This window comes from Leptolyngbya boryana PCC 6306 (assembly GCF_000353285.1).
Classification (GTDB): Bacteria; Cyanobacteriota; Cyanobacteriia; order Leptolyngbyales; family Leptolyngbyaceae; genus Leptolyngbya; species Leptolyngbya boryana.
In genome coordinates this window covers 3,030,832-3,056,476 of record NZ_KB731324.1, presented here as the reverse complement: position 1 = coordinate 3,056,476, position 25,645 = coordinate 3,030,832, and the positions used below count along the sequence as shown (strand labels likewise).

General features: G+C 45.3%; 21 protein-coding genes. 16 read left to right on the top strand and 5 right to left on the bottom strand.

Annotation, left to right across the window (positions count from 1 at the left end; translation table 11 throughout):
- The first annotated feature begins 73 nt into the window (after window positions 1-73).
- From ffh to LEPBO_RS0115375, 5 genes are all read left to right on the top strand, one after another.
- A complete protein-coding gene (gene ffh, locus LEPBO_RS0115395; RefSeq protein ID WP_017288452.1) occupies window positions 74-1,561 on the top strand; it encodes a signal recognition particle protein in 1,488 nt (495 codons plus the stop codon).
- A gap of 78 nt (window positions 1,562-1,639) precedes the next feature.
- On the top strand, window positions 1,640-1,852 hold the full coding sequence (locus tag LEPBO_RS0115390; protein WP_017288451.1) for a hypothetical protein: 213 nt from the start codon (window positions 1,640-1,642) through the stop codon (window positions 1,850-1,852).
- Window positions 1,830-2,177, top strand: a complete 348-nt coding sequence (locus LEPBO_RS0115385; protein WP_017288450.1) for a type II toxin-antitoxin system PemK/MazF family toxin — start codon at window positions 1,830-1,832, stop codon at window positions 2,175-2,177. Before LEPBO_RS0115390 ends, LEPBO_RS0115385 begins: the two co-directional genes overlap by 23 nt.
- A 56-nt stretch (window positions 2,178-2,233) precedes the next feature.
- Window positions 2,234-2,560 carry a 30S ribosomal protein S16 gene (rpsP, locus tag LEPBO_RS0115380; RefSeq protein WP_317135183.1) on the top strand — a complete coding sequence of 109 codons (327 nt, stop codon included), beginning with the start codon at window positions 2,234-2,236 and terminating at the stop codon, window positions 2,558-2,560.
- Between the two features lie 5 nt (window positions 2,561-2,565).
- Window positions 2,566-2,925, top strand: a complete 360-nt coding sequence (locus LEPBO_RS0115375; RefSeq protein ID WP_017288448.1) for a KH domain-containing protein — start codon at window positions 2,566-2,568, stop codon at window positions 2,923-2,925.
- 62 nt (window positions 2,926-2,987) lie between these two features.
- Here LEPBO_RS0115375 and crtO read toward each other — a convergent pair whose 3' ends face one another.
- The 3 genes from crtO to rfbB form a co-directional block, all read right to left on the bottom strand.
- Window positions 2,988-4,682 (bottom strand): beta-carotene ketolase CrtO, encoded by a 1,695-nt coding sequence (gene crtO, locus LEPBO_RS0115370; RefSeq protein ID WP_017288447.1) that lies wholly within the window; start codon window positions 4,680-4,682, stop codon window positions 2,988-2,990.
- A gap of 222 nt (window positions 4,683-4,904) precedes the next feature.
- A complete protein-coding gene (locus LEPBO_RS0115365) occupies window positions 4,905-5,297 on the bottom strand; it encodes a VOC family protein (protein ID WP_017288446.1) in 393 nt (130 codons plus the stop codon).
- Window positions 5,298-5,408: 111 nt separating this feature from the next.
- Window positions 5,409-6,491: a dTDP-glucose 4,6-dehydratase gene (gene rfbB / locus LEPBO_RS0115360; RefSeq protein ID WP_017288445.1), complete on the bottom strand. Its 1,083-nt coding sequence runs from the start codon at window positions 6,489-6,491 to the stop codon at window positions 5,409-5,411.
- 192 nt (window positions 6,492-6,683) lie between these two features.
- Here rfbB and LEPBO_RS0115355 point away from each other — a divergent pair, with 192 nt between their 5' ends.
- The 4 genes from LEPBO_RS0115355 to bchH all read left to right on the top strand — a co-directional run bounded on the left by LEPBO_RS0115355 (window position 6,684) and on the right by bchH (window position 14,667).
- Window positions 6,684-7,616 (top strand): glycosyltransferase family 2 protein, encoded by a 933-nt coding sequence (locus tag LEPBO_RS0115355; RefSeq protein ID WP_017288444.1) that lies wholly within the window; start codon window positions 6,684-6,686, stop codon window positions 7,614-7,616.
- A gap of 11 nt (window positions 7,617-7,627) precedes the next feature.
- A complete protein-coding gene (locus tag LEPBO_RS0115350; protein ID WP_017288443.1) occupies window positions 7,628-8,791 on the top strand; it encodes a glycosyltransferase in 1,164 nt (387 codons plus the stop codon).
- A gap of 11 nt (window positions 8,792-8,802) precedes the next feature.
- Window positions 8,803-10,749 carry a single-stranded-DNA-specific exonuclease RecJ gene (recJ, locus tag LEPBO_RS0115345; RefSeq protein ID WP_017288442.1) on the top strand — a complete coding sequence of 649 codons (1,947 nt, stop codon included), beginning with the start codon at window positions 8,803-8,805 and terminating at the stop codon, window positions 10,747-10,749.
- Between the two features lie 249 nt (window positions 10,750-10,998).
- Entirely contained in the window at window positions 10,999-14,667 is a 3,669-nt protein-coding gene (gene bchH / locus LEPBO_RS0115340) for a magnesium chelatase subunit H (RefSeq protein ID WP_017288441.1), read from the top strand.
- Between the two features lie 246 nt (window positions 14,668-14,913).
- Here the strand turns inward: bchH and LEPBO_RS0115335 are convergent, their stop codons facing one another.
- On the bottom strand, window positions 14,914-15,867 hold the full coding sequence (locus LEPBO_RS0115335) for a hypothetical protein (protein WP_017288440.1): 954 nt from the start codon (window positions 15,865-15,867) through the stop codon (window positions 14,914-14,916).
- A 369-nt stretch (window positions 15,868-16,236) separates the two neighbouring features.
- On the opposite strand from LEPBO_RS0115335, the gene LEPBO_RS0115330 reads away from it, so the two are divergent.
- Genes LEPBO_RS0115330 through LEPBO_RS0115315 form a run of 4 tightly spaced genes read left to right on the top strand, consistent with a single transcriptional unit; the run spans window position 16,237 to window position 20,459 of the window.
- On the top strand, window positions 16,237-17,544 hold the full coding sequence (locus LEPBO_RS0115330; RefSeq protein WP_017288439.1) for an ABC transporter substrate-binding protein: 1,308 nt from the start codon (window positions 16,237-16,239) through the stop codon (window positions 17,542-17,544).
- Between the two features lie 3 nt (window positions 17,545-17,547).
- Window positions 17,548-18,453, top strand: a complete 906-nt coding sequence (locus tag LEPBO_RS0115325; RefSeq protein ID WP_017288438.1) for a carbohydrate ABC transporter permease — start codon at window positions 17,548-17,550, stop codon at window positions 18,451-18,453.
- 1 nt (window position 18,454) lies between these two features.
- Window positions 18,455-19,339, top strand: coding sequence for a carbohydrate ABC transporter permease (locus LEPBO_RS0115320; protein ID WP_017288437.1), 885 nt, complete (start codon window positions 18,455-18,457; stop codon window positions 19,337-19,339).
- Window positions 19,340-19,358: 19 nt separating this feature from the next.
- A complete protein-coding gene (locus LEPBO_RS0115315; RefSeq protein ID WP_017288436.1) occupies window positions 19,359-20,459 on the top strand; it encodes an ABC transporter ATP-binding protein in 1,101 nt (366 codons plus the stop codon).
- 148 nt (window positions 20,460-20,607) lie between these two features.
- Here the strand turns inward: LEPBO_RS0115315 and LEPBO_RS0115310 are convergent, their stop codons facing one another.
- The gene (locus LEPBO_RS0115310) at window positions 20,608-23,127 is read right to left on the bottom strand and encodes a beta strand repeat-containing protein (protein ID WP_017288435.1); all 2,520 of its coding nucleotides are present in this window, start codon (window positions 23,125-23,127) and stop codon (window positions 20,608-20,610) included.
- A gap of 486 nt (window positions 23,128-23,613) precedes the next feature.
- On the opposite strand from LEPBO_RS0115310, the gene LEPBO_RS0115305 reads away from it, so the two are divergent.
- From LEPBO_RS0115305 to LEPBO_RS0115295, 3 genes are read left to right on the top strand one after another with little or no spacing between them, the layout of a single operon-like run.
- The gene (locus LEPBO_RS0115305) at window positions 23,614-24,618 is read left to right on the top strand and encodes a hypothetical protein (protein ID WP_017288434.1); all 1,005 of its coding nucleotides are present in this window, start codon (window positions 23,614-23,616) and stop codon (window positions 24,616-24,618) included.
- A 20-nt stretch (window positions 24,619-24,638) separates the two neighbouring features.
- Complete coding sequence (locus LEPBO_RS0115300) at window positions 24,639-24,845, top strand: hypothetical protein (RefSeq protein WP_017288433.1); 207 nt, start codon at window positions 24,639-24,641, stop codon at window positions 24,843-24,845.
- Entirely contained in the window at window positions 24,845-25,627 is a 783-nt protein-coding gene (locus tag LEPBO_RS0115295) for a hypothetical protein (RefSeq protein WP_017288432.1), read from the top strand. The genes LEPBO_RS0115300 and LEPBO_RS0115295 overlap by 1 nt, the downstream gene beginning before the upstream one ends.
- Window positions 25,628-25,645: the final 18 nt, after the last annotated feature.

Below are 25,645 nucleotides of genomic sequence, written 5' to 3'. Positions count from 1 at the left end.
CGGGTTTCTCGACTTCGCGATTGTGCTGGAAACACGCTACTCTGAGAAGGATATCTTCTGATCAATTTCTCCTATGTTTGACGCTCTTGCCGATCGCTTAGAACAAGCCTGGAAAAAAGTTCGCGGTCAAGACAAAATCTCTGAATCGAATGTCAAAGACGCGCTGCGGGAAGTTCGGCGCGCGCTCCTTGAAGCAGATGTGAATCTGCAAGTCGTGAAAGATTTTGTCGCAGAAGTTGAACAGAATGCACTCGGTGCAGAAGTCATTGCAGGCGTTCGTCCCGACCAGCAGTTCATCGAAATCGTCTATAACGAACTGGTCAAAGTGATGGGCGATGCCAATGTGCCCCTCGCTGAAGCAGAAACCGCTCCGACGATCGTACTCATGGCGGGTTTGCAAGGGACAGGTAAAACGACTGCAACCGCAAAACTGGCGCTGCATTTAAGAAAAGAAGATAAAAAAGCATTGTTAGTCGCAACCGACGTTTACCGACCTGCTGCGATCGACCAATTAATCGCACTCGGTAAGCAAATTAATATCCCCGTATTTGACATGGGGAAAGATGCCGACCCCGTAGAAATCGCACGTCAAGGGGTTGAAAAAGCGAGAGCCGATGGATTTGATGTCGTGATCGTTGATACTGCCGGACGTTTGCAGATTGACGAATCCATGATGGGCGAATTGAAGCGGATCAAAGACACGATCGAGCCGCATGAAACCCTGCTGGTCGTCGATGCGATGACGGGTCAAGAAGCTGCTAACCTGACTCGCACCTTCCATGAGCAAATCGGCGTAACGGGTGCAATCCTTACCAAAATGGATGGCGATACTCGCGGGGGTGCGGCACTCTCGGTACGGCGAATTTCTGGACAGCCGATCAAATTCATCGGGATCGGTGAGAAAGTTGACGCATTACAGCCGTTTTATCCTGACCGGATGGCTTCACGGATTTTGGGCATGGGCGATGTCCTGACCCTCGTTGAGAAAGCGCGGGAAGAAGTGGACATGGCAGAAGCCGAAAAAATGCAGGAGAAGATTCTATCTGCAAAATTCGATTTCTCTGACTTCCTCAAGCAAACTCGCCTGCTGAAGAACATGGGATCGCTCGGCGGTGTCATGAAGCTGATTCCTGGCATGGGCAAGATGGTGAACGAAGAACAGCTTGCCAAAGGTGAAGAACAACTGAAAAAAGCCGAAGCGATGATCGGCTCCATGACGGTCGAGGAACGGAAAAATCCCGATCTGCTTGCCAATTCTCCTAGTCGTCGGAAACGGATTGCCAAGGGTTCCGGACATTCTGACAAGGAAGTCAGCGAATTGGTGACGAATTTCCAAAGAATGCGATCGCTGATGCAACAAATGGGTTCAGGTCAGATGGGTTTTCCTGGAATGGGTCCGATGGGTGGAATGCCCAATCCATTTGGGGGTGGAAATCCATTTGGCGGAACGGGTGGTGGAATGCGTCCACCCCAGCCTGGATTTAGAGGCTATCAAGGCGGAGGCGGGAAGAAGAAAAAAGGCGGCAAAGATAAGAAGAAAAAAGGCTTCGGCAATCTGTAGAGTTTGAATTCAAGACCAACGTCAGCCTCACAATATTCTTGCGATTCTTGCGTTGGTCTATCACTCACTTGAAACGCGATGGAAACCTCAATGACTTCCGAACAGCGACTACTGGTTAAGCTCCAGCAACTCTCACCTGAAAAGATAGCTGAAGTCGAGAATTTTATTGACTTCTTATCGCAACGAGAGCAAGAGAATCAGCAGCTCACTGCGATCGCAACTCAGCTTTCAGAACCCGTTTTTCAGAAGATTTGGGATAATCCCGACGATGCCGAGTACGACAACTTATGAATTCGGGAATGTTTTACTTGTTCCTTTTCCCCTCAGCGACCAATCCACAAACAAAAAGCGTCCTGCCGTTGTGATTAGTTCTGGAGCGTATCATCAAGCTCATCCAGATCTAATTCTCATTGCAGTGACCAGTCAAATTTCAACTCCCCGATTTGGAGACTTGATTATTCAAGATTGGCAGTCCGCAGGCTTGTTAAAAGCCTCAATGATTAAACCTGCGATTACAACGATCGAACAAAAATTAGTGATTCGTAAACTCGGAACTTTGCAATCTTCTGATCAGCAAGATCTGCATCAACTCTTACAAACAATCTTAGGAATTTAGCAGCCTTGCGGTAAGTAATAGAGTGAGTGTCTCTAATTTCCCCGCACCATGTTAGGATGACTATTCCGGGAAGTGTGGCAATTCCGCCATATCACGTTGAAACTATCAGAAAGGAGTCCTCGGTTCTAGTTATGCTCAAATTGAGATTAAAGCGCTTTGGTAAAAAGCGTGAAGCCAGCTATCGGATTGTTGTTGCTCAAAGTACCACTCGTCGCGATGGTCGCCCCTTGGCAGAAGTTGGATTTTATAATCCCAGATCAGATGAAGTCCGTTTAGATGTTCCGAAGATCTTGGATTGGATGAAGAAAGGCGCGCAGCCGACGGATACTGTTCGCGATATCCTCTTCAAAAACAATGTACTTGAGCAATTGAAAGCTGAGTAATTCTTGTGAAACCTGTGACTCCAGATTATGCCGGACTGATCCGGTTTCTTGTTGAACCTTTTCTCGAAACGCCAGATGCGCTGAAAATCGACTGTGAGGTGCTCGCCAATCGATCGCGGATTTGGATTCGTTTAGCGTTTGAAGGCACGGACAAAGGACGTGTCTTTGGTCGAGGTGGACGAAATGTGCAGGCAATTCGGACTACGATCGAGGGTGTTGCGAAGGCGGCAGGACAGACGGTAAATCTGGATGTTTACGGGAGCGGTCGAGAAGATTCTGAGGATCGCCCTCCCAGACGCGATCGTCCTCAAGGGCGACCGACTCCCCGCACTGATGCTCCCAAACGACCCACGCGAGAAAATTAATTCGTGTGAATCGGTCAACTTGTAAGCTTCGCGAATCGAATTTGCGAAGCTTTTGAAGTATTTTACGATCGACTAAACAAAGATTTTGCGGCTGATTTGATCACATTGCCTGTATCCGATAGCGTTTGAGAGACAGGATGTTCCGTTTGCAAAATGACTCGCGCACAGTTGCGTCCTGGCAAGCCTGAAATTGATCCGCCGGGATGAGTTCCTGCACCTGTGAGAAAGAGTCCCTCGATCGGGGTTTTATAGTTCGCAAGTTCCGGTAATGGACGGAAAAACATCATTTGATCAAAGCTCATATCCAAATGATAGTAATTGCCTTTTGAAACTCCAATCCGGCGCTCTAGTTCTGGTGGACTTTCAATATGACGGGCAATGATTGAAGATTTGAGATTGGGGGTGTATTCAGCCAGTTTATCGAGAACACGATCTGCGACTTGATTTTTTAAGTCTTCTGTCCATCCTGTTCCTTTTAGCCCAGTGCCTTCTGCTCCTGCAATCTGGTACGGCACAAAGAATTCAATCCAAAGTGTATGTTGACCTTCTGGAGCTAGGGATGAATCAAGCAAAGATGGCACGACCATGTACATCGAAGGATCATCAATTGGAATTCTGCCAATAGTCGGATCAGTATGAGCAATCTCCACTTGCGCGACCGAATCTGCAATCAATGCTGAACCCATCCAGTATTCATCTTGATGATTGTGATTTTCAAAGCGAGGCAATTCTGACAATGCACAGTCAATTTTGAGGATGGCTTCATTGTGATTCGCGATGCGACGAGAAACTCGTTCTCGCAGTTCAGCATCTGCAGCATCAACATCACGCTCATCGATTAATTGTAAAAATAGTCTTTGAGCATCTAAGCTCGATATCACTCCCATCGTCGATCGATATTCTTGACCATTAGTAAGCCGAACTCCTACAGCTTTTCCATCATCGATCAAAACCCGTTGCACCTGCTGATCCGTCCGAATTTCACCACCGAGATCCTGCACACATCGAACCAACGCTTGCGTGAGTGCCCCAGTTCCACCTTTGGGACGTGCCATACCCGGATTGTGCCGCAATGACATCATAATTGAACCCACTGCCATATTCTTTTGGGAAGGCGGGGTGCTAAGTTCAGCAGAAAGTCTTGCGAGAGGCGCTTTCAAAAACTCTGAATCAAAGTATTCATTGATCACATCAAGCGGGCTAGATAACATGGTGCGGATGAGATCCAGCGTTTTGTCTCCTGACCCCATCAATGACATCATATCTTTGATTTTACTGATGTCGTAGTTGCCCGCCATATCCACGATCGACTTGGGAGGGGCATTAAATAGGGGGGTCAGCATTCCAATCACCCGCTGCCAGAAGTCAGTGAACTCAGCATATTTCGCTGCATCACGGGGACTGTATCGTGCAATTTCAGCACAGGTTTGCTCGACTGAGCGACGCGCTAAAAAGTACTTGCCATCTGGGTGAGGACAAAACACAACTGGGTCACAGAATAGATATTCCAGCCCGTATTTTTCTAGCTCTAATTCTTCAACAACAGGTCCTAAGTGAATGAAAATATGATTGATCGCACAAGGACTAAACAGAAATCCAGGAGCGTCTTCTGGCATCAGTTCTTCTGTCGTCGCTGCCCCGCCTGGAATGGAATTTTTTTCAAGCAGTAAGACACTATAGCCTGCTTTGAGGAGGTAGGCAGCACAGACTAAGCCATTATGCCCTGCACCAATAATGATCGCGTCGTAGCTTTGCATGTTAAATACTGTTAGAAATTAACTTCAAGAGTCGCGCGTGCGTGAGTACGATCGCACGGTACATCCTACAGTCAATCTTGAAAGCTCCGAATCACTAAGAAGTTGCACTTTTGAGTAGTAAAAAATCTGCCAAAAGAGAGGAGAGCTCGCTTGTACTTTTTTAAACCGCGAAAACTCTTGCTAGCCAATTTTTCCCTCAATCAAGAGTCAACATCGGAATTGCTATCGCAGTGCGTAACTTTCTTTATACTCTACGAGTTCTAGCCATGTGCTATCGGGATCTTTTACATAGATGCGGTACTTGGTTTCTGGAGAATCCTCAAGCATATATTCAATTCCGTTTGCTTCTAGTAACGCGGTCATTTTTTTGCCATCTGCAATCACAAAGCCGATGTGATCAATATTTCCGGTATGAAGTGGACTGGCTTGAGATGCGTTGGGTCGTTCGTAGAGTGAGAGATAGAATTGCTGATTACCAAAATGCAGCCAGCTCATGTCGTTTGACTGTTCTTGGGCACGGATAAACCAATCAGGAAAGAGGGTTTGGTAAAACTGCAAGGTTGCTTCTAAGTTCTGACAAACCTTGTTGATATGTTCAATTCGATAGAAGTTCATAGTCACCTCTGAAATCTTTGTTGCCTAAATCATACTCGTTATGAGTTCGACTTGCAACCCAGATTTATCGCGATCGCACTTCTATTCGAGTTTTTTCATCCAGAAGCAGGCTTATACAGCAGTTGAAGAATTACGATCGCCGTAGTTCTGTTCAATCCAAGCCTGATACGCTCCAGATTGGACTTGTTCGACCCAATCAGTGTGATTGAGATACCACTGAATTGTTTTGAGTAAGCCACTGTTAAAGCTTTCTCTGGGTTCCCAACCTAGCTCACGCTGAATTTTACTGTTATCAATGGCATAACGGCGATCGTGTCCAAGACGGTCTTTGACAAAGGTAATCAGTTCAGCATGTTGAAAATTCGCCTTGGGAGCTAGTTGATCCAACACAGTACAAATCTGATTCACGACTGCAAGATTCGTTTGTTCGTTGTTTCCACCAATGTTGTAAGTCTCTCCAATTCGCCCATGTTGCAAGACTTGGTAAAGTGCATCACAATGATCTTCAACATAGAGCCAGTCTCGAATATTTTGCCCATCTCCATAAATCGGCAGTGGTTTACTATTAAGGGCATTCAGAATCATCAAGGGGATAAGCTTCTCCGGAAATTGGCGTGGCCCATAATTGTTAGAACAATTTGTCGTCAGCGTTGGTAATCCATAGGTGTGATAATAAGCCCGAACTAAATGATCAGCCCCTGCTTTAGAAGCTGCATAAGGACTGTTTGGTGCGTAAGGCGTATTTTCCCGAAATGCTGGATCAGTTGGGTTGAGTGAGCCATAGACCTCATCGGTTGAAACCTGTAAAAAGCGGAAGCTATCGCGTTTCTGACCCAGTAATTTCTCCCAATACGCTCGACTCGCTTCGAGCAGGCGAAATGTGCCTAGAATATTGGTTTCAATGAATGCATGTGGATGCAAAATTGAGCGATCGACATGACTTTCTGCGGCAAAGTTCACAATTGCATCTGGCTTGTACTGCTCCAACAAATCCTTCAGTAATTCAAGATCACAAATATCTCCTCGAACAAAAGTATAGTCAGGATGCTGCTCTAACTCTGCGAGAGTCTGATAATTACTAGCGTATGTAAGCTTATCGAGGTTGATAATGCTTGCCCATTGTTCTTTGCAAGCCTTCAATACAAAATTAGAGCCAATAAAACCCATTCCACCGGTGACAAGAAACGTTTGCATAGCTTGGCTCTGATCAACTGAATCAAATATTATTCTCGTGCTATCGCTTAATTGATGATTGAAACTAAGACTTTAACATTATGCCTATTGGGATAGACAATCTTGACTGTGTGCATTAAAGCCTTCCCTTAGAAAGATGAACGAACATATTTAATCTCTCACATTAGGTTACGAGTCGTTAAGACCCTAGTTATGATGAAATCTGTGAGTGCTATTCAGCTTTCTATTTGTGTTGGAACTCGGAATCGTCCAGCGGATTTGATCCGATGTCTCAATTCATTAGTATTACTCGATACGATCGAGTTTGAGATCATTGTGATCGATGATGCTTCGGAAATCGCGATCGCGGATCGGGTTCTTCAAGAAATTCATCCTAGCCTTGTCTCTAAAATTCAGTTTTTCCGCCATGCGCAGAATCGCGGGATTCCTGCAACTCGGAATGAACTTGCACAGCGCGCAAATGCACCGTATTTGTTCTGTCTTGATGATGATGCTCAGTTACTCAGTGCGAGTAGCATTTATGCAGCAATCCGAGTGTTAGAAACAAGTCCAGAAGTCGGGGCTGTAGCACTGTCTCAAACCAATGAGCGAGGAGAATTGTTACCTGGACAGCCTGCACCCGCAAGTTATCGATGCTACGCCCCAACTTTTATTGGATATGGAAGCTTACTGCGGCGCGAGCTATTTGTAGAGCTAGGAGGCTATCGGGAAGTGTTCGCGGCTTATTATGAGGAGCCAGAATTTTGTAAACGGATGCTCGATCGTGGTTTTTACGTCGTCTATCTTCCCGATGCAGGCATCATTCATCACCAATCTCCGATCGGACGCAACAATTTAATTGCGCTCAGAAATGGTTGCCGGAATAAATGTTTTGCTGCGGTTTATAACGAGCCACTCTTCATGATGCTCTTGAGTATTCCAGCAAGACTTTTGGTTTACAGCTATAAGCATCAGCGATACCGCAAACAACAAGGTATCGAAAGTGAGTTTGGAGCGGGGTGGATTTTGGCAGAACTACGCAGGAATTATTCAGTGCTTTGGCGCGATCGTAAAGCGTTGAAGTGGACGACCTACTACAAATGGCATAAAGTTAAACGTACTCCAGCCTATGAACTTGTAACCTAAAGTTTTGACGTATGAAGCTATTAATTATTAATCATTCCTGTACGATTCCCGTTGTACAGCAGTTTTATGCGGAAGTTGAACGGCAAACGGGTTGGGAGATTACGATCGTTGTTCCCAGTAATTGGCAAGATGAATATAATCGCGTCCGTACAGTAGAGCGGTGGAAAGACTTTACAGGACAGCTTATTAGTCTACCTGTTTGGAAATCAGGGAGTATTCCATTACACATTTATCGGTCTTTATTTTTCAACCTGTTGCGAGATTTAGCTCCTGATTTTATCTATGTGCATCAAGAACCTTATGCGTTAGTCACTCTGCAAATTTATTTAGCAAACTATCTCACTATTCGTAAGTCCATTGGCTTTTTTACTTGGCAGAACATTTTTAAGAACTATCCAGTTCCTTTTCGACAAATGGAGCGCTGGATCTTGAAACATACAGATGTGATGTTTCCAGGATCGCACAGTGCAGAAGCAGTGATGCGAAAAAAAGGTTTTACTGGACAAAGTGTTTTGCTACCTTCAGGGATTGATCCGGCGATTTACTATCCCAGAGAACAGCAGTCTAGACCTGACGAAATCTTAATTGGATATGTGGGGCGAATTGTTGAACAGAAAGGCTTGAAGACATTATTACTAGCACTTGGAGAAATTGCACATTTGCCGTGGCGATTTGTTCTGATTGGAAGCGGAGAATTTGAGCCAGAATTTGATCAGATTGCTCGATCGCTGAATTTAAGCGATCGCATTGAAAAACATGGTTTTGTGCCGTTTACAGAAACACCAAACTATCTTTCTGAGTTAGATATTCTCGTCTTACCCTCTGAGACGCGATCAAATTGGAAAGAGCAATTTGGGCGAGTCATTATTGAAGCGATGGCCTGTGGAACAGCGGTGGTAGGGTCTGACTCAGGAGAAATTCCGTATCTGATTCAAGCGACTCAAGGTGGAGTAGTTTTTCCAGAAGGAGATGCGATCGCGCTTGCTCGATCGCTTGAAAGATTAATTGTAGAGCCAGAGTTGCGAGTTTCTTTAGCCGAAACAGGACGAAACTCGGTGCATCAAAATTATACGAATGCGCTATTAGCTCATCGTTTTGCGGAAGCAATCAAAAATCAAGTGGAATTTGATCCGAAATCGCAGCGTTCAGGAGTACAATCGTTTCCGTCTCCTTAAATGTTCAGCGTATGTCTCTTTCGCGATCGCGTATTCCAGATCAACGTTGGTATATTCATCCCGATCAAAGCGATCGAGCGCTTCAGCTTGCCTTAGAGACAAATCGCTCTCCACTGTTAACGCAAGTTCTGCTCAATCGCGGATTAGAAACTTTCGAGGACATTCAAGAATTTCTCGATCCACAGCAAGAGTTGCCGTCTGCACTGGAAGATTTTCCGGATTTAGCCGTAAGTTTGGAACTCTTGATCAATGCGATTAATGACAAAACTCGGATTGCTATCTGTGGAGACTATGATGCGGATGGAATGACGAGTACAGCATTGTTACTCAGAGCCTTGCGATACTTAGGTGGGCGAGTAGATTATGCGATCCCCAGTCGGATGAGTGAAGGCTACGGGATTAACACTCGAATTGTAGAAGAGTTCTACGAAGAAGGCGTAGGGCTGATTCTCACAGTCGATAATGGAATTGCTGCCCATCAGCCGATCGAGCGCGCTAGAGAGCTAGGTTTAACGATCATTGTGACGGATCACCATGATCTACCCCCAGAGCTTCCAAATGCAAATGCAATTCTCAATCCGAAGCTAATTGCAGAAGAGTCGCCGTATCGAAGTATGGCAGGGGTAGGAGTAGCTTATGTGTTGGCGCTCTGTTTAGCTCAAAGTTTTGGACAGACGAGAGAATTGCAGAACTCTTTGCTAGAGCTATTTACATTAGGCACGATCGCGGATTTAGCACCTTTAACCGGGGTGAATCGCCGATGGGTAAAACGGGGCTTACAGCTTTTACCGAAGTCTAAAATGGCTGGAATTCAAGCTCTGATTCAAATTGCTGGATTGAGCAATGAGAAAAACTTAAAGCCAGAAGCGATCGGGTTCCGGTTAGGACCGAGAATTAATGCGATCGGGAGAATTGGCGATCCGCAAGTTGTGATTGAGCTACTTGTTACTGATGATGACGGCGTTGCTTTAGAACAAGCAATGAAGTGCGAAATCGAGAATAAGCGGCGGCAGCAACTCTGCGAACAGATTGAAAAAGAAGCGATCGAGTATTACGAAGATAGTTCATTTGATGCAAAAGCCGATCGAGTATTACTGCTAGTAAAGCGAGATTGGCATCATGGTGTAATTGGGATTGTTGCATCTCGATTAGTTGAGCGCTATGGAGTTCCCGTGTTTATTGGAACTTACGAAGATGACGATCATATTCGCGGTTCGGCTCGGAGTATTCCAGAATTCAATGTGTTTGAGGCATTAGAATTTTGCAAGGATCTGATGCTGAAATCAGGGGGACATAAAGCAGCAGGTGGGTTCTCGTTTAAGGCAGATCGTTTAGATGAAATTCGCGATCGCTTGAGAACATTCGCACATCAATCTCTCAAAACTGAGCATCTTAAGCCTTTAGTGACGATCGATGTTGAAGCAGATCTAGCTCAAATTGATCTGGCACTTCATGCACAGCTTGATGTTTTACATCCATGCGGGATGGAGAATCCTGAGCCTGTATTTTGGACACCGAATGTTTTAGTCACCGAGCAGCGGCGCATTGGCAAGGGACATATCAAACTAGTCTTAGAATCTGCGGGGCAAAAAGTCAATGCGATCGCGTGGCGTTGGGGTGAGTATTTTCCGTTACCAAGCCCCTTAGATGTTGCATATCGAGTCAAGTCGAATGAGTGGAATAATCAGGTTTCTGTCCAGCTTGAAATTCTCGGTGTGAGATTCCCAGGACAGAGTTCTCAGACAGAATTTCGATTTAGCGATCGAGTCTATCACTGCACAATGCTCGATCAGAAAGAATTAAGAATTCAAAATGCGAAGGGCGATATTTTAGTGATCCAAAAAGGACGGAAAATTGGAACACTTGGAAGAATCGATAAAACAATACAAGAAGTCGATGTTTCACAAGCACCGTATTATGATTTGGTGAAAGCTGCGGTGAATGCTTTGGCGATTTAGATTTGTAAGCATTCACAAGCGAGACAGCTTACTGTGTAAGCATAAATCGGTATTCACTTCGTTTCATGCGGTTTCAGCCCCCTAAATCCCCCAAATTTGGGGGACTTAGGGGGCGAGAGGTTCAAGCAATCACCGATCAATCAACTTGTGTGTACAGAGTAGAGAGAGATAACCGAGGGTTCTTTCAAGACTGTCCTCTCCTTTCTGCTGACTCTTCTACAATAGGGTTTGAGACATTTTCTAAGGCTTATGAAGCGGATTGTTCTGATTGCAGGATTTGAATCGTTTAATGCAGGGCTGTATCGGCAGGCGGCAGATTTAGCACAGTCACAATGCTCACAGCTAGACATTCGAGTATTTAGCGATCGCGATCTCACCTCAAATCCGACAAAAATAGAAGCCGCATTGCAGCAAGCTGATGTCTTTTTTGCCAGTTTGCTGTTTGACTACGATCAAGTACTTTGGCTAAGAGAACGAGTACAGACGATTCCCATTCGCTTGGTGTTTGAATCGGCATTGGAATTAATGAGTTTGACGCAGTTAGGGAAATTTGCAATTGGGGATAAGCCCAAAGGAATGCCCAAACCTGTCAAATTCATTCTCGATAAATTCAGCAATGGGCGAGAAGAAGACAAGCTTGCAGGCTATATTAGCTTTCTGAAAACAGGCCCAAAATTATTGAAATTTGTCCCAGTTCAAAAAGTTCAAGATCTGCGAAATTGGTTGATCATTTATGGCTATTGGAATGCAGGCGGAACAGAGAATGTCGCGGCTCTATTTTGTACGATCGCTCAAAAGTATTTAGGTCTAACCGTTGGCGAAATTGCAGACCCCATTGAAACTCCAAATATTGGGCTTTTGCATCCTGAGTATGATGGCTATTTTGAATCTCCAAAGCAATATCTAGACTGGTATCGCCAGCGTTTCAATTCTGATCATCCGACTGTTGGAATACTGCTCTATCGAAAGCATGTCATTACAAATCAGCAATATATTCCAAAATTAATCAAAGCGTTTGAGAAAGCCAATTTAATTCCCGTTCCAATTTTTATTAACGGCGTTGAAGGTCATGTTGCTGTTCGTGATTTGATGACGACAGACTATGAACAGCAACAGCGCGATCGCGGTATCAATGCAACGCTTTCACTTTCAGATCAAGCGGTAAAGGTAGATGCAATTGTTTCTACAATTGGATTTCCCTTAGTCGGAGGCCCCGCCGGATCAATGGAAGCAGGAAGACAGATCGAAGTTGCTAAACGCATTCTCAGCGCTAAGAATGTTCCCTACATTGTTGCGGCTCCATTACTCATTCAAGACATTCATTCTTGGACAAGGCAGGGAATTGGCGGATTGCAGAGTGTGGTGTTGTATGCGCTGCCTGAATTAGATGGCGCGATCGATACGATTGCGCTCGGAGGTCTAGTCGGAGAGACCATTTACCTCATTCCAGAACGAGTAGACCGATTAACCGGGCGATTAAATCAATGGATTAAACTCCGCCAAACTCCTGCTGAGCAAAGAAAAATTGCGATTCTACTATATGGATTTCCGCCCGGATATGGAGCAGTTGGAACAGCAGCATTGCTGAATGTGCCGCGATCGCTGATCAAACTATTACAGGCGATGAAAGAGCAAGGATATGCGATCGCGGATTTACCCGAAGATGGAGAAACTCTGATTCAAGCCGTCAAAAGCTCAGATGAAGGAGATGCGATCGCAATTTCAACTCAAACACTAGGAAAATGGTTAGGCTATCTGCTTACCTCTAGAGTTGAAAAGCAGTGGAAATCGTTATCCAATAGTGGAATTAAGACACTCGGCGATGATTTAGTGTGGGGAGGTGTTCAGCTTGGCAATGTTTGGATCGGAGTGCAGCCTCCACTCGGAATTTCAGGAGATCCGATGCGATTGATGTTTGAGCGGGATTTAACGCCTCATCCGCAGTATGCAGCATTTTACAAATGGCTTCAGAATGACTTTGGAGCAGATGCGATCGTGCATTTCGGAATGCATGGAACCGTCGAATGGCTCCCCGGTTCACCGCTTGGAAATACAGGTTATTCTTGGTCAGATATCTTACTCGGCAATCTTCCAAATCTTTATGTCTACGCGGCAAATAATCCTTCAGAATCGATTCTGGCAAAGCGCCGAGGCTATGGCACTTTAATCTCTCACAATGTTCCGCCTTATGGTCGAGCAGGATTGTACAAAGAGCTAGTCAACATTCGAGACTTAATTGCAGAGTATCGCGAAGATCCAGAAAAGAACTATGCGCTCAAATCCGCGATCGTGCAAAAAATCATCGATATAGGAATTGATGCAGATTGCCCGTTTGCAGAAGCAAAGCAACTAGGCATTGCGTTCAATCTTGAGAATATCAATCTCTTTAGCAATGATGCTTTTAATCGTTATCTGATTACTCTGTACGAATACTTGCAGGTCTTAGAAAATCGATTGTTCTCATCGGGCTTACATACCTTAGGTGAAATGCCCTCACCAGAGATGCTTGAAAGTTATCTCAAAGCATATTTTGATGATCGCATTCCTGAATCGTCGATCGCTCAAATTGCTCAAGGTGAAGATTTAGCACAATGGCAAGAAGCCGTTGATATTCGTAATCTGCTACTACAAACGACTGACGAACTGACGAATCTACTACGCGGATTGAATGGCGAATATATTCCTCCTGCGCCCGGAGGTGATTTACTTCGAGATGGCTTAGGCGCATTACCCACGGGTCGAAATATTCACGCCCTTGATCCCTATCGAATGCCTTCTCCTGCTGCTTATGAACGCGGTCGCGAGATTGCTCGTAAAATTATCGATCAGCATCTCAAAGAGCATCAAACCTATCCAGAAACGGTAGCAGTCATGCTTTGGGGACTGGATGCGATTAAAACCAAAGGTGAATCGATCGGAATCTTACTCGAACTCGTCGGAGCGGAACCTGTTAAAGAAGGAACAGGCAGAATTGTCCGATACGAACTCAAGCCAATCTCAGAAGTTGGACATCCTCGAATCGATGTTCTCGCGAATCTTTCAGGCATTTTCCGCGATAGCTTTGTTAATATCATTGAGCTACTCGACGATTTGTTTCAACGAGCCGCAGAACTAGATGAACCAGCAGACCAAAACTTTATTCGCAAACATGCGATCGCGCTGCAAACTCAAGGAGTAGACAATCCAACCGCCCGCTTATTCTCCAATCCCGCAGGTGATTATGGTTCGCTCGTCAACGATCAAGTTGTTTCCTCAAACTGGGAATCCGGTGAAGAATTAGGACAAACCTGGCAGAGTCGAAATGTCTTTAGCTATGGCAGAAAAGATAAAGGAGAAGTGCGATCTCAAGTCTTAGAAACTCTCTTAAAAACTACCGATCGCATTGTTCAAGAAATAGATTCAGTCGAATATGGCTTGACTGATATTCAAGAGTACTACGCCAACACAGGCGGACTCAAACGCGCGGCAGAACAGCAAAAAGGAACGAAAGTTCAAGCGAGCTTTGTCGAAAGCTTTTCAAAAGATACAACGCCTCGAAATTTAGAAGACCTATTGAGAATGGAGTATCGAACAAAACTGCTAAATCCAAAATGGGCAGAAGCAATGGCAGCCCAAGGATCAGGAGGAGCTTACGAAATTTCACAACGCATGACTGCTTTAATCGGGTGGAGTGGCACAGTTGACTTCAAAGAATCTTGGGTCTACGACCAAGCGGCGGATACATATGCTTTAGATGCAGACATGGCAAAAAGACTTCAAGAAGCGAATCCTGAAGCCTTTCGCAATATTGTGGCACGAATGCTAGAAGCAAACGGACGAGGATTTTGGAATCCCGATGATGAGAAGCTATCGAAACTTAGAGCGCTCTATGAACAATCGGATAGAAAGCTTGAAGGAGTAGAAATTGCTTCAGTTTAGCTTGCTTCCCGACGATTCAATCGGAGCACATCCTAAGAGTATGCTTTAAAAGTAATCGTTGAGGCGCATTCACCCGCCCTAGAATGGAATTCCGGGCTAGTTGAACGAAGTCCACTGAAGGGACTAACAGCCAATCAGAATGGGGTCTTCAGTCCTTTTCAAAGGACTTCGCACCGTTAGCCCCGAATTCATTCCGGGGCGAGCTAGAACGGAGCGAGGAAACGGTTGATACTTTTAAAACACCCTCTAACGGCGCAGGTAGGTAAACTTCGCATTCGGTCTGCCCACAAAGCAAGACTGCTTAAATCCATACTTCCGAATCACCGCCAAAGACTGTTCTGCCTCAGCCTGATTTCCTTCAAAATCAAACATCCAGTGATTGCCATCTACAATTTTCCAACGATTGTTAATCTTGCTCACCGTCGTCGTCGCCGGATTGAACGGAATACAATCTTCACCGCGCATTGCGCCTACTGGAGCAGCATTGTTCACCAACATATATTGGAACGAAGGCTGAGGTCTGCCCACAAAGCAAGACTTGTTCATTCCATAGCGCTTGATCGTGCGGAGAGACTGTTCTGCTCTTGCGCGATCGCCCTCGAAATTAAACATCAAATGATTGCCATTTTCCACGATCGTCCAACGCCCCTGAACATTCTCAACGGCTGTATTATTAGGATTGAACGCAATGCAATCTTCATTCAGCGCAGTTTGACCGAGCGAAACTGCATTCGATCGATATTTTCGATCCGTTTTACGATCGTGCAACACAATGTAAACCGATTGGGGCGGGGTTTTGCCTTGCTGAACTGCAAACCAGAGCTTCGTCAGATTTTCTGGATTTGAAAAAGCACAGAACCCATAGATTCTCTGATTCGATTGAGCATCATAGATATCAACCCAAGTTCTCGAAGAATTGGTGTTCGCACCGCAAGCAGGCAAATCCGGAGCACTCGTAAACAGCGCAGCATTGATTTGCTGCCAGTTCGTAACCGTCAAATTGTAGTAAGTATAGCCATTTTTGTTTTCGGTTCCTTTGAAAGCGAGAACAGGATTTGGAGAATTCAGTGCAGTCAAGTTACCAAACAGATTCGGATTCACATGAATCGGTTTAATTTCATTTGCAAACCCGGCTGTTGTGCCTAAACTTAACATTAGCCCAGCCAATAATGTGCTTGCTAACAAATGTTTAGATTGCATATTCCTTGAAGCTCCAGTAAATGAGTGGATACGGGTTAATAGGGAAGCGATCGAGACTTTATGCACTGCATTTCTATCGCTTGTCATTTCAGCCTAAGCGCCCCTACAAAACATCCACAGTGCCCAAACGGGTAAGAAAAACGGAGCGAATTATTATTAGGTATTGGTAGGTTTATTCAAGTAACTTAACAGCTTTTCTCAGGCGATCCATCTTAGAGGAGATGAGGTAGGGATCACCGTATTCGTATGATTTTCCAATGCTAGGACTTCTACAGAAATGATGAGTTTTAGCGATCGAAGTGTGAAACAAACCATTTATTCACTAAAGCGCGATCGTGAGTGAAGTTGCGATCGCAGGGTGACACGCCTATGGAAATGCTACAAGAATATCGCTATAAATTAGCGCAGTTTTGGCGATCCTCGATCGTCTTTCGCAGTCTTAGTTTACTTACCATCTTTGCCATCTCTGCGCTTCTGATCGTGTTACCTGCGCGATCGCAGCCCGTCGTTCTCACATTTTTGATGAATGCACCCGAAGTGCCAAATCTGCGACCTTTAATTGCAGAATTTGAGAAGCAAAATCCAGGCATCAAGCTCAACATGATTGAAGGTCCCAACGCTTCAAACTTGATCGAAGACTTGAATACGTCTGCTTTTCTTTTAGGAAGTGCGCCTTATGATCTCGTCAATATGGATGTCACTTGGGTCGCAAAATTTGCAGCAGCAGGATGGCTGCGTGACTTAACTAATGAAATTCCCCAAGAACAGTTAAACGAGTTCTTGCCCGGAGACATCGAAGCCAGTCGCTATCAAGGCAAACTCTATCGAGTGCCCTGGCGAACAGATGCAGCGTTACTCTTCTACCGGAAAGATTTGCTCGACCAAGCAGGACTTCAGCCACCCGAAACTTTTGATCAGTTGATCAAAGCATCGCAGCAAATTCAAGGTAAGAATGGCGCACAGTGGGGATACGTTTATCAAGGGCGACAGTACGAAGGCGTTGCTGCGATGTTTATTGAGGTCTTAGAAGGCAATGGCGGCTTCTGGGTCAATCCTCAAACAAATGAAGTTGGACTCGATCGACCCGAAGCGATTCAAGCCTTAAACTTCTTAAGAACCACTGTTGACAAAGGTGTGACACCAGCTGGGGTCAGTACCTATCAAGAAGAAGAAGCGCGGCTCCTCTTCCAAAGTGGGAACACCGTATTTATGCGAAACTGGCCTTACGCTTGGGCATTACTCAATAAAGAAGACTCACCTGTTCGCGGCAAAGTCGCCGTCAAACCTGTGATTCACGCACCTGGAAAACTGAGCGTGTCTTGTCTAGGCGGATGGGGTTGGGGAATCGCTAGCACGACTCAGCATCCCGTTGAAGCTCGGAAAGCGCTCGACTTCTTTACAGGAACCCACGTTCAAAAAACCACATCCCTTTCCTCTGGGTACTTGCCGAGTCGCAAAGCGTTGTACAAAGACCCAGAAATTCTCGCGAAATACGACTTTTTCCCAGTCGCGCTCAAAGCTCTGGAAAATCCTGGAATTCGACCTCCGATCGCGCAATATGCCCAAGCGTCTGATATTTTGCAGCGCTATCTCAGTTCCGCAATCTCAGGACGCATTTCACCCGAAGAAGCGATGAAGTCAGCAGCCCGTGAAACACGCGCATTGTTAGGAGTTTAGCCGATGAAAGATGTGATTCGAGAGCGAGAACGTCGTACAGGTTGGCTCTTAACGATTCCAGCCTTGCTGATTTTGACGCTGGTCTTTGCTTATCCAATTCTGCGAGCGTTCTGGCAAAGTCTATTTGTTCAGAACTTAGGAAATCAACTGAATCCACATTTTACAGGATTGTCTAATTTTGCCCGGATGGCTCAAGACGGGCGATTCTGGCAAAGTATGGTCAATTCAGCGATTTTTACGTTTTCATCCGTGGCGATCGAACTTGTGCTCGGGATGGGAATTGCGCTCGTACTCAACCAATCTTTCCGAGGTCGAGGAGCAGTAAGAACGATCGCAATTCTGCCGTGGGCTTTGCCGACCGCACTGATTGCACTCGGTTGGACATGGATTTTCAATGATCAATACGGGATTGTCAATGACATTTTGCTGCGGTTGGGATTCATCGATACTGGTATCAACTGGCTCGGCAATCCGACTTTAGCCATGCTAGCAGTCATCTTTGCAGATGTTTGGAAAACAACACCCTTCATCAGCATTCTATTGCTCGCTGGACTGCAATCCATTCCAAATGATCTGTACGAGGCACAAGCGATCGATGGAGCTTCTCCTTGGCAAAGTTTTCGACAGATTACCTTGCCCTTGCTGATGCCGCAAGTGGTCATTTCACTGTTATTCCGGCTCGCTCAGGCATTCGGAATCTTTGACTTAATCAGTGTCATGACCGGAGGTGGCCCTGGCGGTGCAACTGAAACGGTTTCGCTCTACATCTACGCTACGGTAATGCGCTATCTAGACTTCGGTTATGGAGCAGCATTAGTTGTGGTGACGTTCTTACTGTTAGTGTTAGCCGTTGCGATCGCAAGTTACTTCCTAACTCGATCCAGAGCTAAAGCATCGGGAGCAATTTAATATGACAACTGTATTTCCAGAATCCGTAGATCGACGAATGCCAGGAGGCAAATCAACTCGAATTGGGCGAAAAGTCGTCTTGCCGATTGCAGTTGCCTTTACTGTCATCTTTTGCCTGGCTCCAATCCTTTGGCAGCTCTTGACCTCATTCAAAGTGAATGCTGACATTGCGGCAATTCCCAATGTTTATTTCCCAACTCGATTTACATTAGATCATTACCGTTCTTTGTTTGAGCGTCGCCCATTTTTGAACTATATCTTCAATAGTGCGATCGTCTCTTTTGCTTCAACTATCCTCGCTTTAGGAGTCGGCTCTCCCGCAGCTTATGCGCTCGCCAGACTGAAACTTCAAGGAGAACGCTGGATTTTAGCAGGTGTTCTGATCGTGACGCTATTCCCACCGATTCTGCTCTTCCTGGGACTCCTCGAAATCGTTCGGGCGCTTCATCTTGGAAACAACTATCTTTCATTGATCATTCCTTACACCGCGATTAACTTGCCGCTCACGATTCTGGTGATGCGAAGCTTCTTTCAGCAACTTCCCAAAGATCTCGAAGATGCGGCAAGAGTCGATGGCTATAGCACCCCTCGAATGCTGCTCGAAGTCGTTCTACCGATGACGATTCCAGCACTCGTGACGACTGGAATTTTGACTTTCATTTCTGCCTGGAATGAATTCATCTTTGCCCTGACTTTCATCACTCGCGAAGACATGAAAACAGTTCCAGTTGCAGGCGCACAGCTCGGCGGAGCTTCGCCCTTTGAAATTCCATTTGGACCGATCGCAGCAGCAACGGTTCTCGGAACAATTCCACTGGTGTTGTTAGTTCTCTTCTTCCAACGCCGCATTGTTCAAGGGCTAACGTCTGGCGCAGTCAAAGGTTAATTCACTCTTCTCAAACATCATGGATAAGAAACTAGAACTCATTAACTTGAGAAAAGCTTACACTCAGCAAATTGTTCCTGTAAAAGACATTAACTTGAGTGTCGAACAAGGCGAATTTCTCACTTTGTTAGGACCTTCAGGATGCGGTAAATCGACGATCTTGCGCTTGATTGCGGGATTAGAACAGCCGACTAGTGGACAAATCCTGATCAATGGTCGGGATGTGAGCCGCTTGAATCCGGGCGATCGCAATATTGCAATGGTCTTCCAAAGCTATGCACTCTATCCGCACATGACCGTGTATGACAACATCGCATCCGGGCTAAAACTGCGGAAAACGCCCCATGCAGAGATCAAAGAAAGAATTCGTGAGGTCGCAGATTTCCTAGGATTGCATGATCTGATGAATCGTAAGCCGGGTCAACTGTCTGGCGGACAGCGACAGCGAGTTGCAGTCGCAAGAACCTTGGTTCGTCGTCCTGATTTATTCCTACTAGACGAACCTCTGAGTAACTTGGATGCGTTACTCCGGGAACACGTCCGGGCTGAATTGAAGCAATTGTTTGGTTCACAAAATGCGCCTGTTGTTTACGTGACGCACGACCAGACTGAAGCAATGACCCTTTCAACCAAAGTAGCTGTGCTGAATAATGGTTACCTGCAACAGTTCGATCGACCTGATGTGATCTACAGCCAACCTGCCAATCAATTTGTTGCAGGCTTTATTGGTAGCCCACAGATGAACTTTTTACGGGTTCCTTGTCAGAATGGCAATGCGATCGTGGGCAATACTAAAATTCCTCTACCCCGAAGCGTTAGCGCTCAAGAGATTATCTTAGGAATTCGTCCTGAGCATGTGCATCTTGCGCAAAACCGCAATGAACCGACGCTAGAGGGTGAAGTGTTCCTAACCGAGAATTTAGGCATGCACGATTTGGTCAGTGTACGGATCGGACATGGAACAAGTGAACCGATCAACCTGCGCGCGATCCTCCCAGTCCATTCGGGCTTAAAAGCAGGAAGTGCCGTGCAGTTAGCCTTTTCAGATGAAACCATTCATTGGTTTGATGTGGCAACGGGCGATCGCATAACAGATGCGCGATCGCATGTGATGGCATAGCGCTGTTGCAATCTGCAATTTACCCCTCAAATCTTCACTGCCTGAAGACTTGAGGGGTATAGGTTTATTTGATAATAGATTACAGCAATGCCTGTATAGCTCTCAGTGCTAACCTTATTTGGAAATCTCAGAATACTCAATCTTTTAACTAAGGTGCTGAATTAATGTTTTCTCCAGCGCAATTCAGTGCGGAAATTGATGATACAGGGGCGTGTTTCGCAATTAATTCAACCTGACCCGCCGCATTGCGTCGCCATTCGGTTGCCTCTACCATCATTTCATGCATTTCACTGCCCGAAGACACTGTTGAGCGAGATGCACGACCGTTTGACAATTTTAAATCAGCAAGATCTCGCAAATCAGACCAGACCAAATTGTGAGCCACAGCATGAGTCGGATCTTCTGGAATTCCACCTCGCCCTGTGACGACAAAACGGCTGCCTTCGAGCGCTGAACATCCTTTTGCAACTTGCTGTCCTGCGTCGAGGAACTCAACAGGTAATTGCAACAATCCTGCATTGATATCTACATCAGGACTCTTAATGGCGACACTGCCATTCACACCAAAATCCGAACTCGCAGTAATGTCATTTTCAGGGGTCTGCTGCGATCGAAACTTTAAGCCAAAAATGCCTTGAGTCGTGATTTGAATATTACCGCCATTGCCTCGCTCAGCCCTAGCAACAATATCACTGTTTTCTAACCCTAGTAAAATCGGCGCATTGACAGTAAGATTGCCTCCATTGCCTCCTCCCCTCGCCTCAGCCGTAATTCCACTTCCACGACGCATGATGATCGACTCCTGAACTTGAAGACTCATATTTCCACCATTGCTAACCGTCGTCGAAGCAGCAAGACTTCCTCTTTGATCTAGATAAATTGAATTTGCATTGACATTCAAGCTTCCAGCATTTCCAGAGCCAAGATTTCTCACTGTGACCAGTGCGCCATTGGCTACCTGCAAGCGATTCGTATTGATCGTGACGCTGCCTGCATTCCCACTTGGCAGACGTGGAGTATTGTAGAGTAGACGTACGCTCTCTGGCAGAATATTGCCAGCAGAACTAATTTGGCTAGGAATTCTGGCAACAGGCGCAATTCCTTTCACAGTTACAGACTCACTTGCATTGACAGTAATATTTCCAGCATTACCAAAAGCAACCGTCGAAGCACCAAGCCGTCCCCCGTCCCGAATCAACAATCGCTTTGTATCAAGCGTGAGGTTGCCTGCATTTCCTGTTCCAAAAGAGACATCAAACAGAGTGCTAAACTGCCGGAATCTTGGCTCTTCTCCTCCCAATTCTACAGACTCAGTTGCTTTAATATCTAGGTTTCCGGTTGAGCCAGCGCCCAAAGTCCCAAGCCCAATTGATCCTCCATTTACACTGCTCAACTCGCGAGTTGAAATACTGATATTGCCTGTATTTCCTGCACTGCTGCTTCGACTATAAGTGTAGTTAGTAATCGAAGAGAAATTAGAAGAATCGATCGCTGAAAAATCCTGTACTCGGACGGCTTGATCAGCATCAATTCTGATATTTCCTGTATGAGCACTGCCAAAGGTTTTGCTGCTAATTCCTGCCCCCGCTAGTACTTCAACCTGTGGCGCAACAATATTAATCTCATTTCCATTTCCCGTATTGACTTGTTGCATGTGCAGCCCAGTCTGAATCGTGCCATCTGGTGTCGTGCCGCTCAGATAAAGCTTTTCAGAAGCGCGAATTTGAATTTGACCAGAAGATACCGTTCCTTGATTCTGAATCAGCGCAACAGACCCTCCACTTAGCGAGATCTGAGCACCATCAAGCTGGATAGATCCATTTCCTAAACCACTCGCATCGAGTAGAGCCTTCTGAGACAGTTGAATGTTTTGCTTACCCTGGACTTGTTCATAGCCTAGCTGCCAGCCCTGTGCATTGGGCAGAAGACTCACATAGCCTGAACTTACACTGCCCAACGCCAAATGCCCCTCAGGTGCACTGAGAATTCCGCCATCAAGTGTTACGCCAGAGCCAATCAGAGCCAACGTCTTTCCAGACTTTACGCTCAATCCTGTTGTGCTCGTTCCTGCACCTACAAGAGGATTTCTCACATCTGGACGTGTTCTACCCGTTAATGGATGTCCAATACCTTGAACTTGGATTGCTCCAGCAGGCTGCCCAAACTGCACGCCAATCGGGGCACTGACGGTTAGTAAAGGACGCGCATTAAGATCTGTTGCTCTAAATTCTGCACCATCTGCGAACCGAATACTAGAAGCTGTTGTCCCAACAAAAGAGCCGCCAATATTCAACTGTGCATTCGCACCAAAGAGAATCCCCGCTGGATTGAGCAGAAACAAATTAGCAGTGCCTTGAGCTTCAATCACGCCATTAATACTAGATGCAGTGCCACCTGTAACCCGACTGAAGATGTTCTGAATCTCTGAGGCATGATTGAATCTTGCCGACCCGAATGCTGGAATCGAGAACTCTCGGAAGCTATGGAATAGATTATTACCCATACGATCGCCAAAATCGATCGTGAAGTTTAATCCATCTGGAGAGGTGACTTTTGTCGATAACGTACCATCTTCAACCACTCGAAGCTGAGCAGATGCTGGACGTGCAAAGCTTAATCCAAGCAGCGCAATACTAGTTAAACCAAGGGAACAAAGTAAAGGGCGCATAAGGAGAACAGAGCATAATTCAACTTTAATGTGCCCAAAAGATAATAGTTTGAGTCAACTTTTTTCGTAAAGATATAATTAATCCAATCTTCAGAAAATTGATAGCAGGATTCACCATTTTTTCACTCTATTTTATTAAAAATTAACTTAGACAAAGCAACATATTTCACGAATTCTAAAGATTTTGCTCTGTTTAAAATAGCGGATTCGTATTGAGTTAAAGCTCAATTCTAAGCAAATCAATTAATATATAAAATCTTCATTGAATCTTGATGTATAAGAGCTTCACATTTATAAAAAGCCTAAATTCCAATTTTTCCAGGCTGAAAATTTAGTGTTAATACTGAATTAAATAGAAGAAATAAATTGATAGGCTAAAAGCTCAAGATGAAATCACAATTGACTTGAGTACTACCTTCTCGCTATTACTCAACCCAATTTCATCAAGGTGCAGAAACCATGACCTACTCGATTTTCAGTTAAATCATGCATGCTCTAGCGCTCTCTCGAATCTCATCCGATCATTCAGCAAAGCTCTTAACTGTCCCAGAATTTGAATCCGTCAATTTTGGTCAGGTGTCACTCAATCCAGAGCAAACTTCAATGCTCTCCTTCATGAATCGCCAAATGATTGAGCTATGTCGCGCCCTACCAGAGCCATTGCGCGGATCTGCTCTTCTCACAATTCAAAGACACTACACAGGGTTTCAACTCTCAAACTTGGTGAACTTCTTTACGAAATTCTATACTCCAAGTTGGTCGATCATCTATTGGATGCAGCAAAATCAGCCTACTCTGCAACAAGATGAGCTAAAAGCTGCCTTGAGCGCACAGGCAATGGCATATTTCCTACATATGCTGGACGATCACATTTCAGATGGGCAGCTTGCACCAAGTCATCTCCTCCTGCAACTGAGAACACAGGCATGGATGAAGTTTAATCAAGAGACCTTATCTCTTGCTCAATGTTTACCTGAAGGCGAAACGATTGTTAACTCTCTGTTAGCTCGATACTTTAGTGGGGTGCATTGCCCGACTCCAGTAGTTGGGTTGGATGCTTACTGCGAATTGTTCCGTAAGCAGTTGAGTACGACCTTAATTTCACCGATGTTGACTGCACATCGTACAGGAAGTGATGCGATCGCGGTTCAAACTGCTTACGAGGCATTTTGTATTGCATGGCGACTGTTAGATGATTTGCGCGACTGTAGCAGCGATGCCTTTGCAGGGGAACTCTCAGCTGTGTATCACCTACTGTCTCCAGAATACCAACTCGTCTGGTTGGGGTGCGGAGGGAAAAATCATCAGTCTCCTGAATGGAGAATTCTGCAACAGCATCTCGAAGAAACGAAATTGCTTTCTACTCTCGTTTCTTACATTCTTCTCTGGTTAAGGGAAGCCCAACAGGCAGCAGAATCAATTTCCCTCAAAACCTATGCTTCTGAGTTGCGGCAACTCGCTTGCCCCTTGGAAGAATTATCTACAATTTGACTTCAATAGGAAGTACTCTCATGAAAACGTACACCGATTTTATTCTAGATATCACGACTCAAACCGATTTGCTTCAAGAACTCAATCTTGTTCTGCCTTTTCCCGAAGCTGAGCAGATGCAATCGTGGTTTGTCAGCAAAGGTTACCATCTGGAATCCTTTGATATTGAGATGCTTTATCAAAACCAGAATGCATTATTAGAGGCAAACGAACAGGTCAACTATTAATGCTGAAACAACTACAATCCGCTCCTACCGTCCAAACAATTTTTAACTTGAGAGGATGGAATCCGCGCCCTGTCTTTCGCGTTGAAGCAGGTTGGTTGCCTAAGATTTTCTGCCTTGCCATGCAACCTCACTGGCAACACATTCAATGTGGGGATGCCATTCAAGATCTCAAGGGGACAAGCTATTTGCTGTTTCCTGCACCTACCCCTGGTTGTTCTTACTCTGCTCATTTTGATGCAACGAGTCCTTATTTTCATGCCTTTTTTGGGGTCTATGTGATTCCATCTGTTGATGGACAGAGATTACCGCCAGAGATTTTTGCTGAACTCGGCAATCGAGATAACTTAGGTTGGCTTCGCCGCATGGGAGATCCATCTCCTGTTTCAATTCCGACCCAAATTGAAGAACTAGAACAGATTGAAACAGATAGATGGTCATTTCAAGTCACTTACAAAATGCATAGTGGTTTGGGGGATAACATGCCTCAGTCGGGTATTCCAGAGTTATTCATTGCTCCGAGCGATGCTTGGGATTCGCATCTCGATAGTTATCAAGAACTTCATCTCACGTCTTATGGTTTTATTTGGTATGAAGGCAACTATCTTGTCATGAATTTCTTTAATGGCATTGAGTTTCAAGACAAGGCAGGGCGATTCGTGAATACAATGCAAGACTATCCAGAGTTGCGATCGCAGATGGAGCGCATGGCATCTGCAATCAAAATCATCAATGATGGCACTGACTTTTCATCGCCTCCAGTTGGGAACTTCGCTGGAATCTAAAAGAACCTTGGAGTAGGC

Bases quoted from the DNA above. Each gene is read 5' to 3' on its own strand.
- LEPBO_RS0115355 (WP_017288444.1), top strand. From the start codon at position 6,684: ATGATGAAATCTGTGAGTGCTATTCAGCTTTCTATTTGTGTTGGAACT.
- LEPBO_RS0115335 (WP_017288440.1), bottom strand. From the start codon at position 15,867: ATGCAATCTAAACATTTGTTAGCAAGCACATTATTGGCTGGGCTAATG.
- LEPBO_RS0115385 (WP_017288450.1), top strand. From the start codon at position 1,830: ATGCCGAGTACGACAACTTATGAATTCGGGAATGTTTTACTTGTTCCT.
- LEPBO_RS0115325 (WP_017288438.1), top strand. From the start codon at position 17,548: ATGAAAGATGTGATTCGAGAGCGAGAACGTCGTACAGGTTGGCTCTTA.
- LEPBO_RS0115310 (WP_017288435.1), bottom strand. From the start codon at position 23,127: ATGCGCCCTTTACTTTGTTCCCTTGGTTTAACTAGTATTGCGCTGCTT.
- LEPBO_RS0115300 (WP_017288433.1), top strand. From the start codon at position 24,639: ATGAAAACGTACACCGATTTTATTCTAGATATCACGACTCAAACCGAT.
- LEPBO_RS0115330 (WP_017288439.1), top strand. From the start codon at position 16,237: ATGGAAATGCTACAAGAATATCGCTATAAATTAGCGCAGTTTTGGCGA.
- rfbB (WP_017288445.1), bottom strand. From the start codon at position 6,491: ATGCAAACGTTTCTTGTCACCGGTGGAATGGGTTTTATTGGCTCTAAT.
- recJ (WP_017288442.1), top strand. From the start codon at position 8,803: ATGTCTCTTTCGCGATCGCGTATTCCAGATCAACGTTGGTATATTCAT.
- crtO (WP_017288447.1), bottom strand. From the start codon at position 4,682: ATGCAAAGCTACGACGCGATCATTATTGGTGCAGGGCATAATGGCTTA.
- ffh (WP_017288452.1), top strand. From the start codon at position 74: ATGTTTGACGCTCTTGCCGATCGCTTAGAACAAGCCTGGAAAAAAGTT.
- LEPBO_RS0115365 (WP_017288446.1), bottom strand. From the start codon at position 5,297: ATGAACTTCTATCGAATTGAACATATCAACAAGGTTTGTCAGAACTTA.
- LEPBO_RS0115305 (WP_017288434.1), top strand. From the start codon at position 23,614: ATGCATGCTCTAGCGCTCTCTCGAATCTCATCCGATCATTCAGCAAAG.
- LEPBO_RS0115315 (WP_017288436.1), top strand. From the start codon at position 19,359: ATGGATAAGAAACTAGAACTCATTAACTTGAGAAAAGCTTACACTCAG.
- bchH (WP_017288441.1), top strand. From the start codon at position 10,999: ATGAAGCGGATTGTTCTGATTGCAGGATTTGAATCGTTTAATGCAGGG.
- LEPBO_RS0115295 (WP_017288432.1), top strand. From the start codon at position 24,845: ATGCTGAAACAACTACAATCCGCTCCTACCGTCCAAACAATTTTTAAC.
- LEPBO_RS0115390 (WP_017288451.1), top strand. From the start codon at position 1,640: ATGGAAACCTCAATGACTTCCGAACAGCGACTACTGGTTAAGCTCCAG.
- LEPBO_RS0115350 (WP_017288443.1), top strand. From the start codon at position 7,628: ATGAAGCTATTAATTATTAATCATTCCTGTACGATTCCCGTTGTACAG.
- LEPBO_RS0115320 (WP_017288437.1), top strand. From the start codon at position 18,455: ATGACAACTGTATTTCCAGAATCCGTAGATCGACGAATGCCAGGAGGC.
- rpsP (WP_317135183.1), top strand. From the start codon at position 2,234: ATGACTATTCCGGGAAGTGTGGCAATTCCGCCATATCACGTTGAAACT.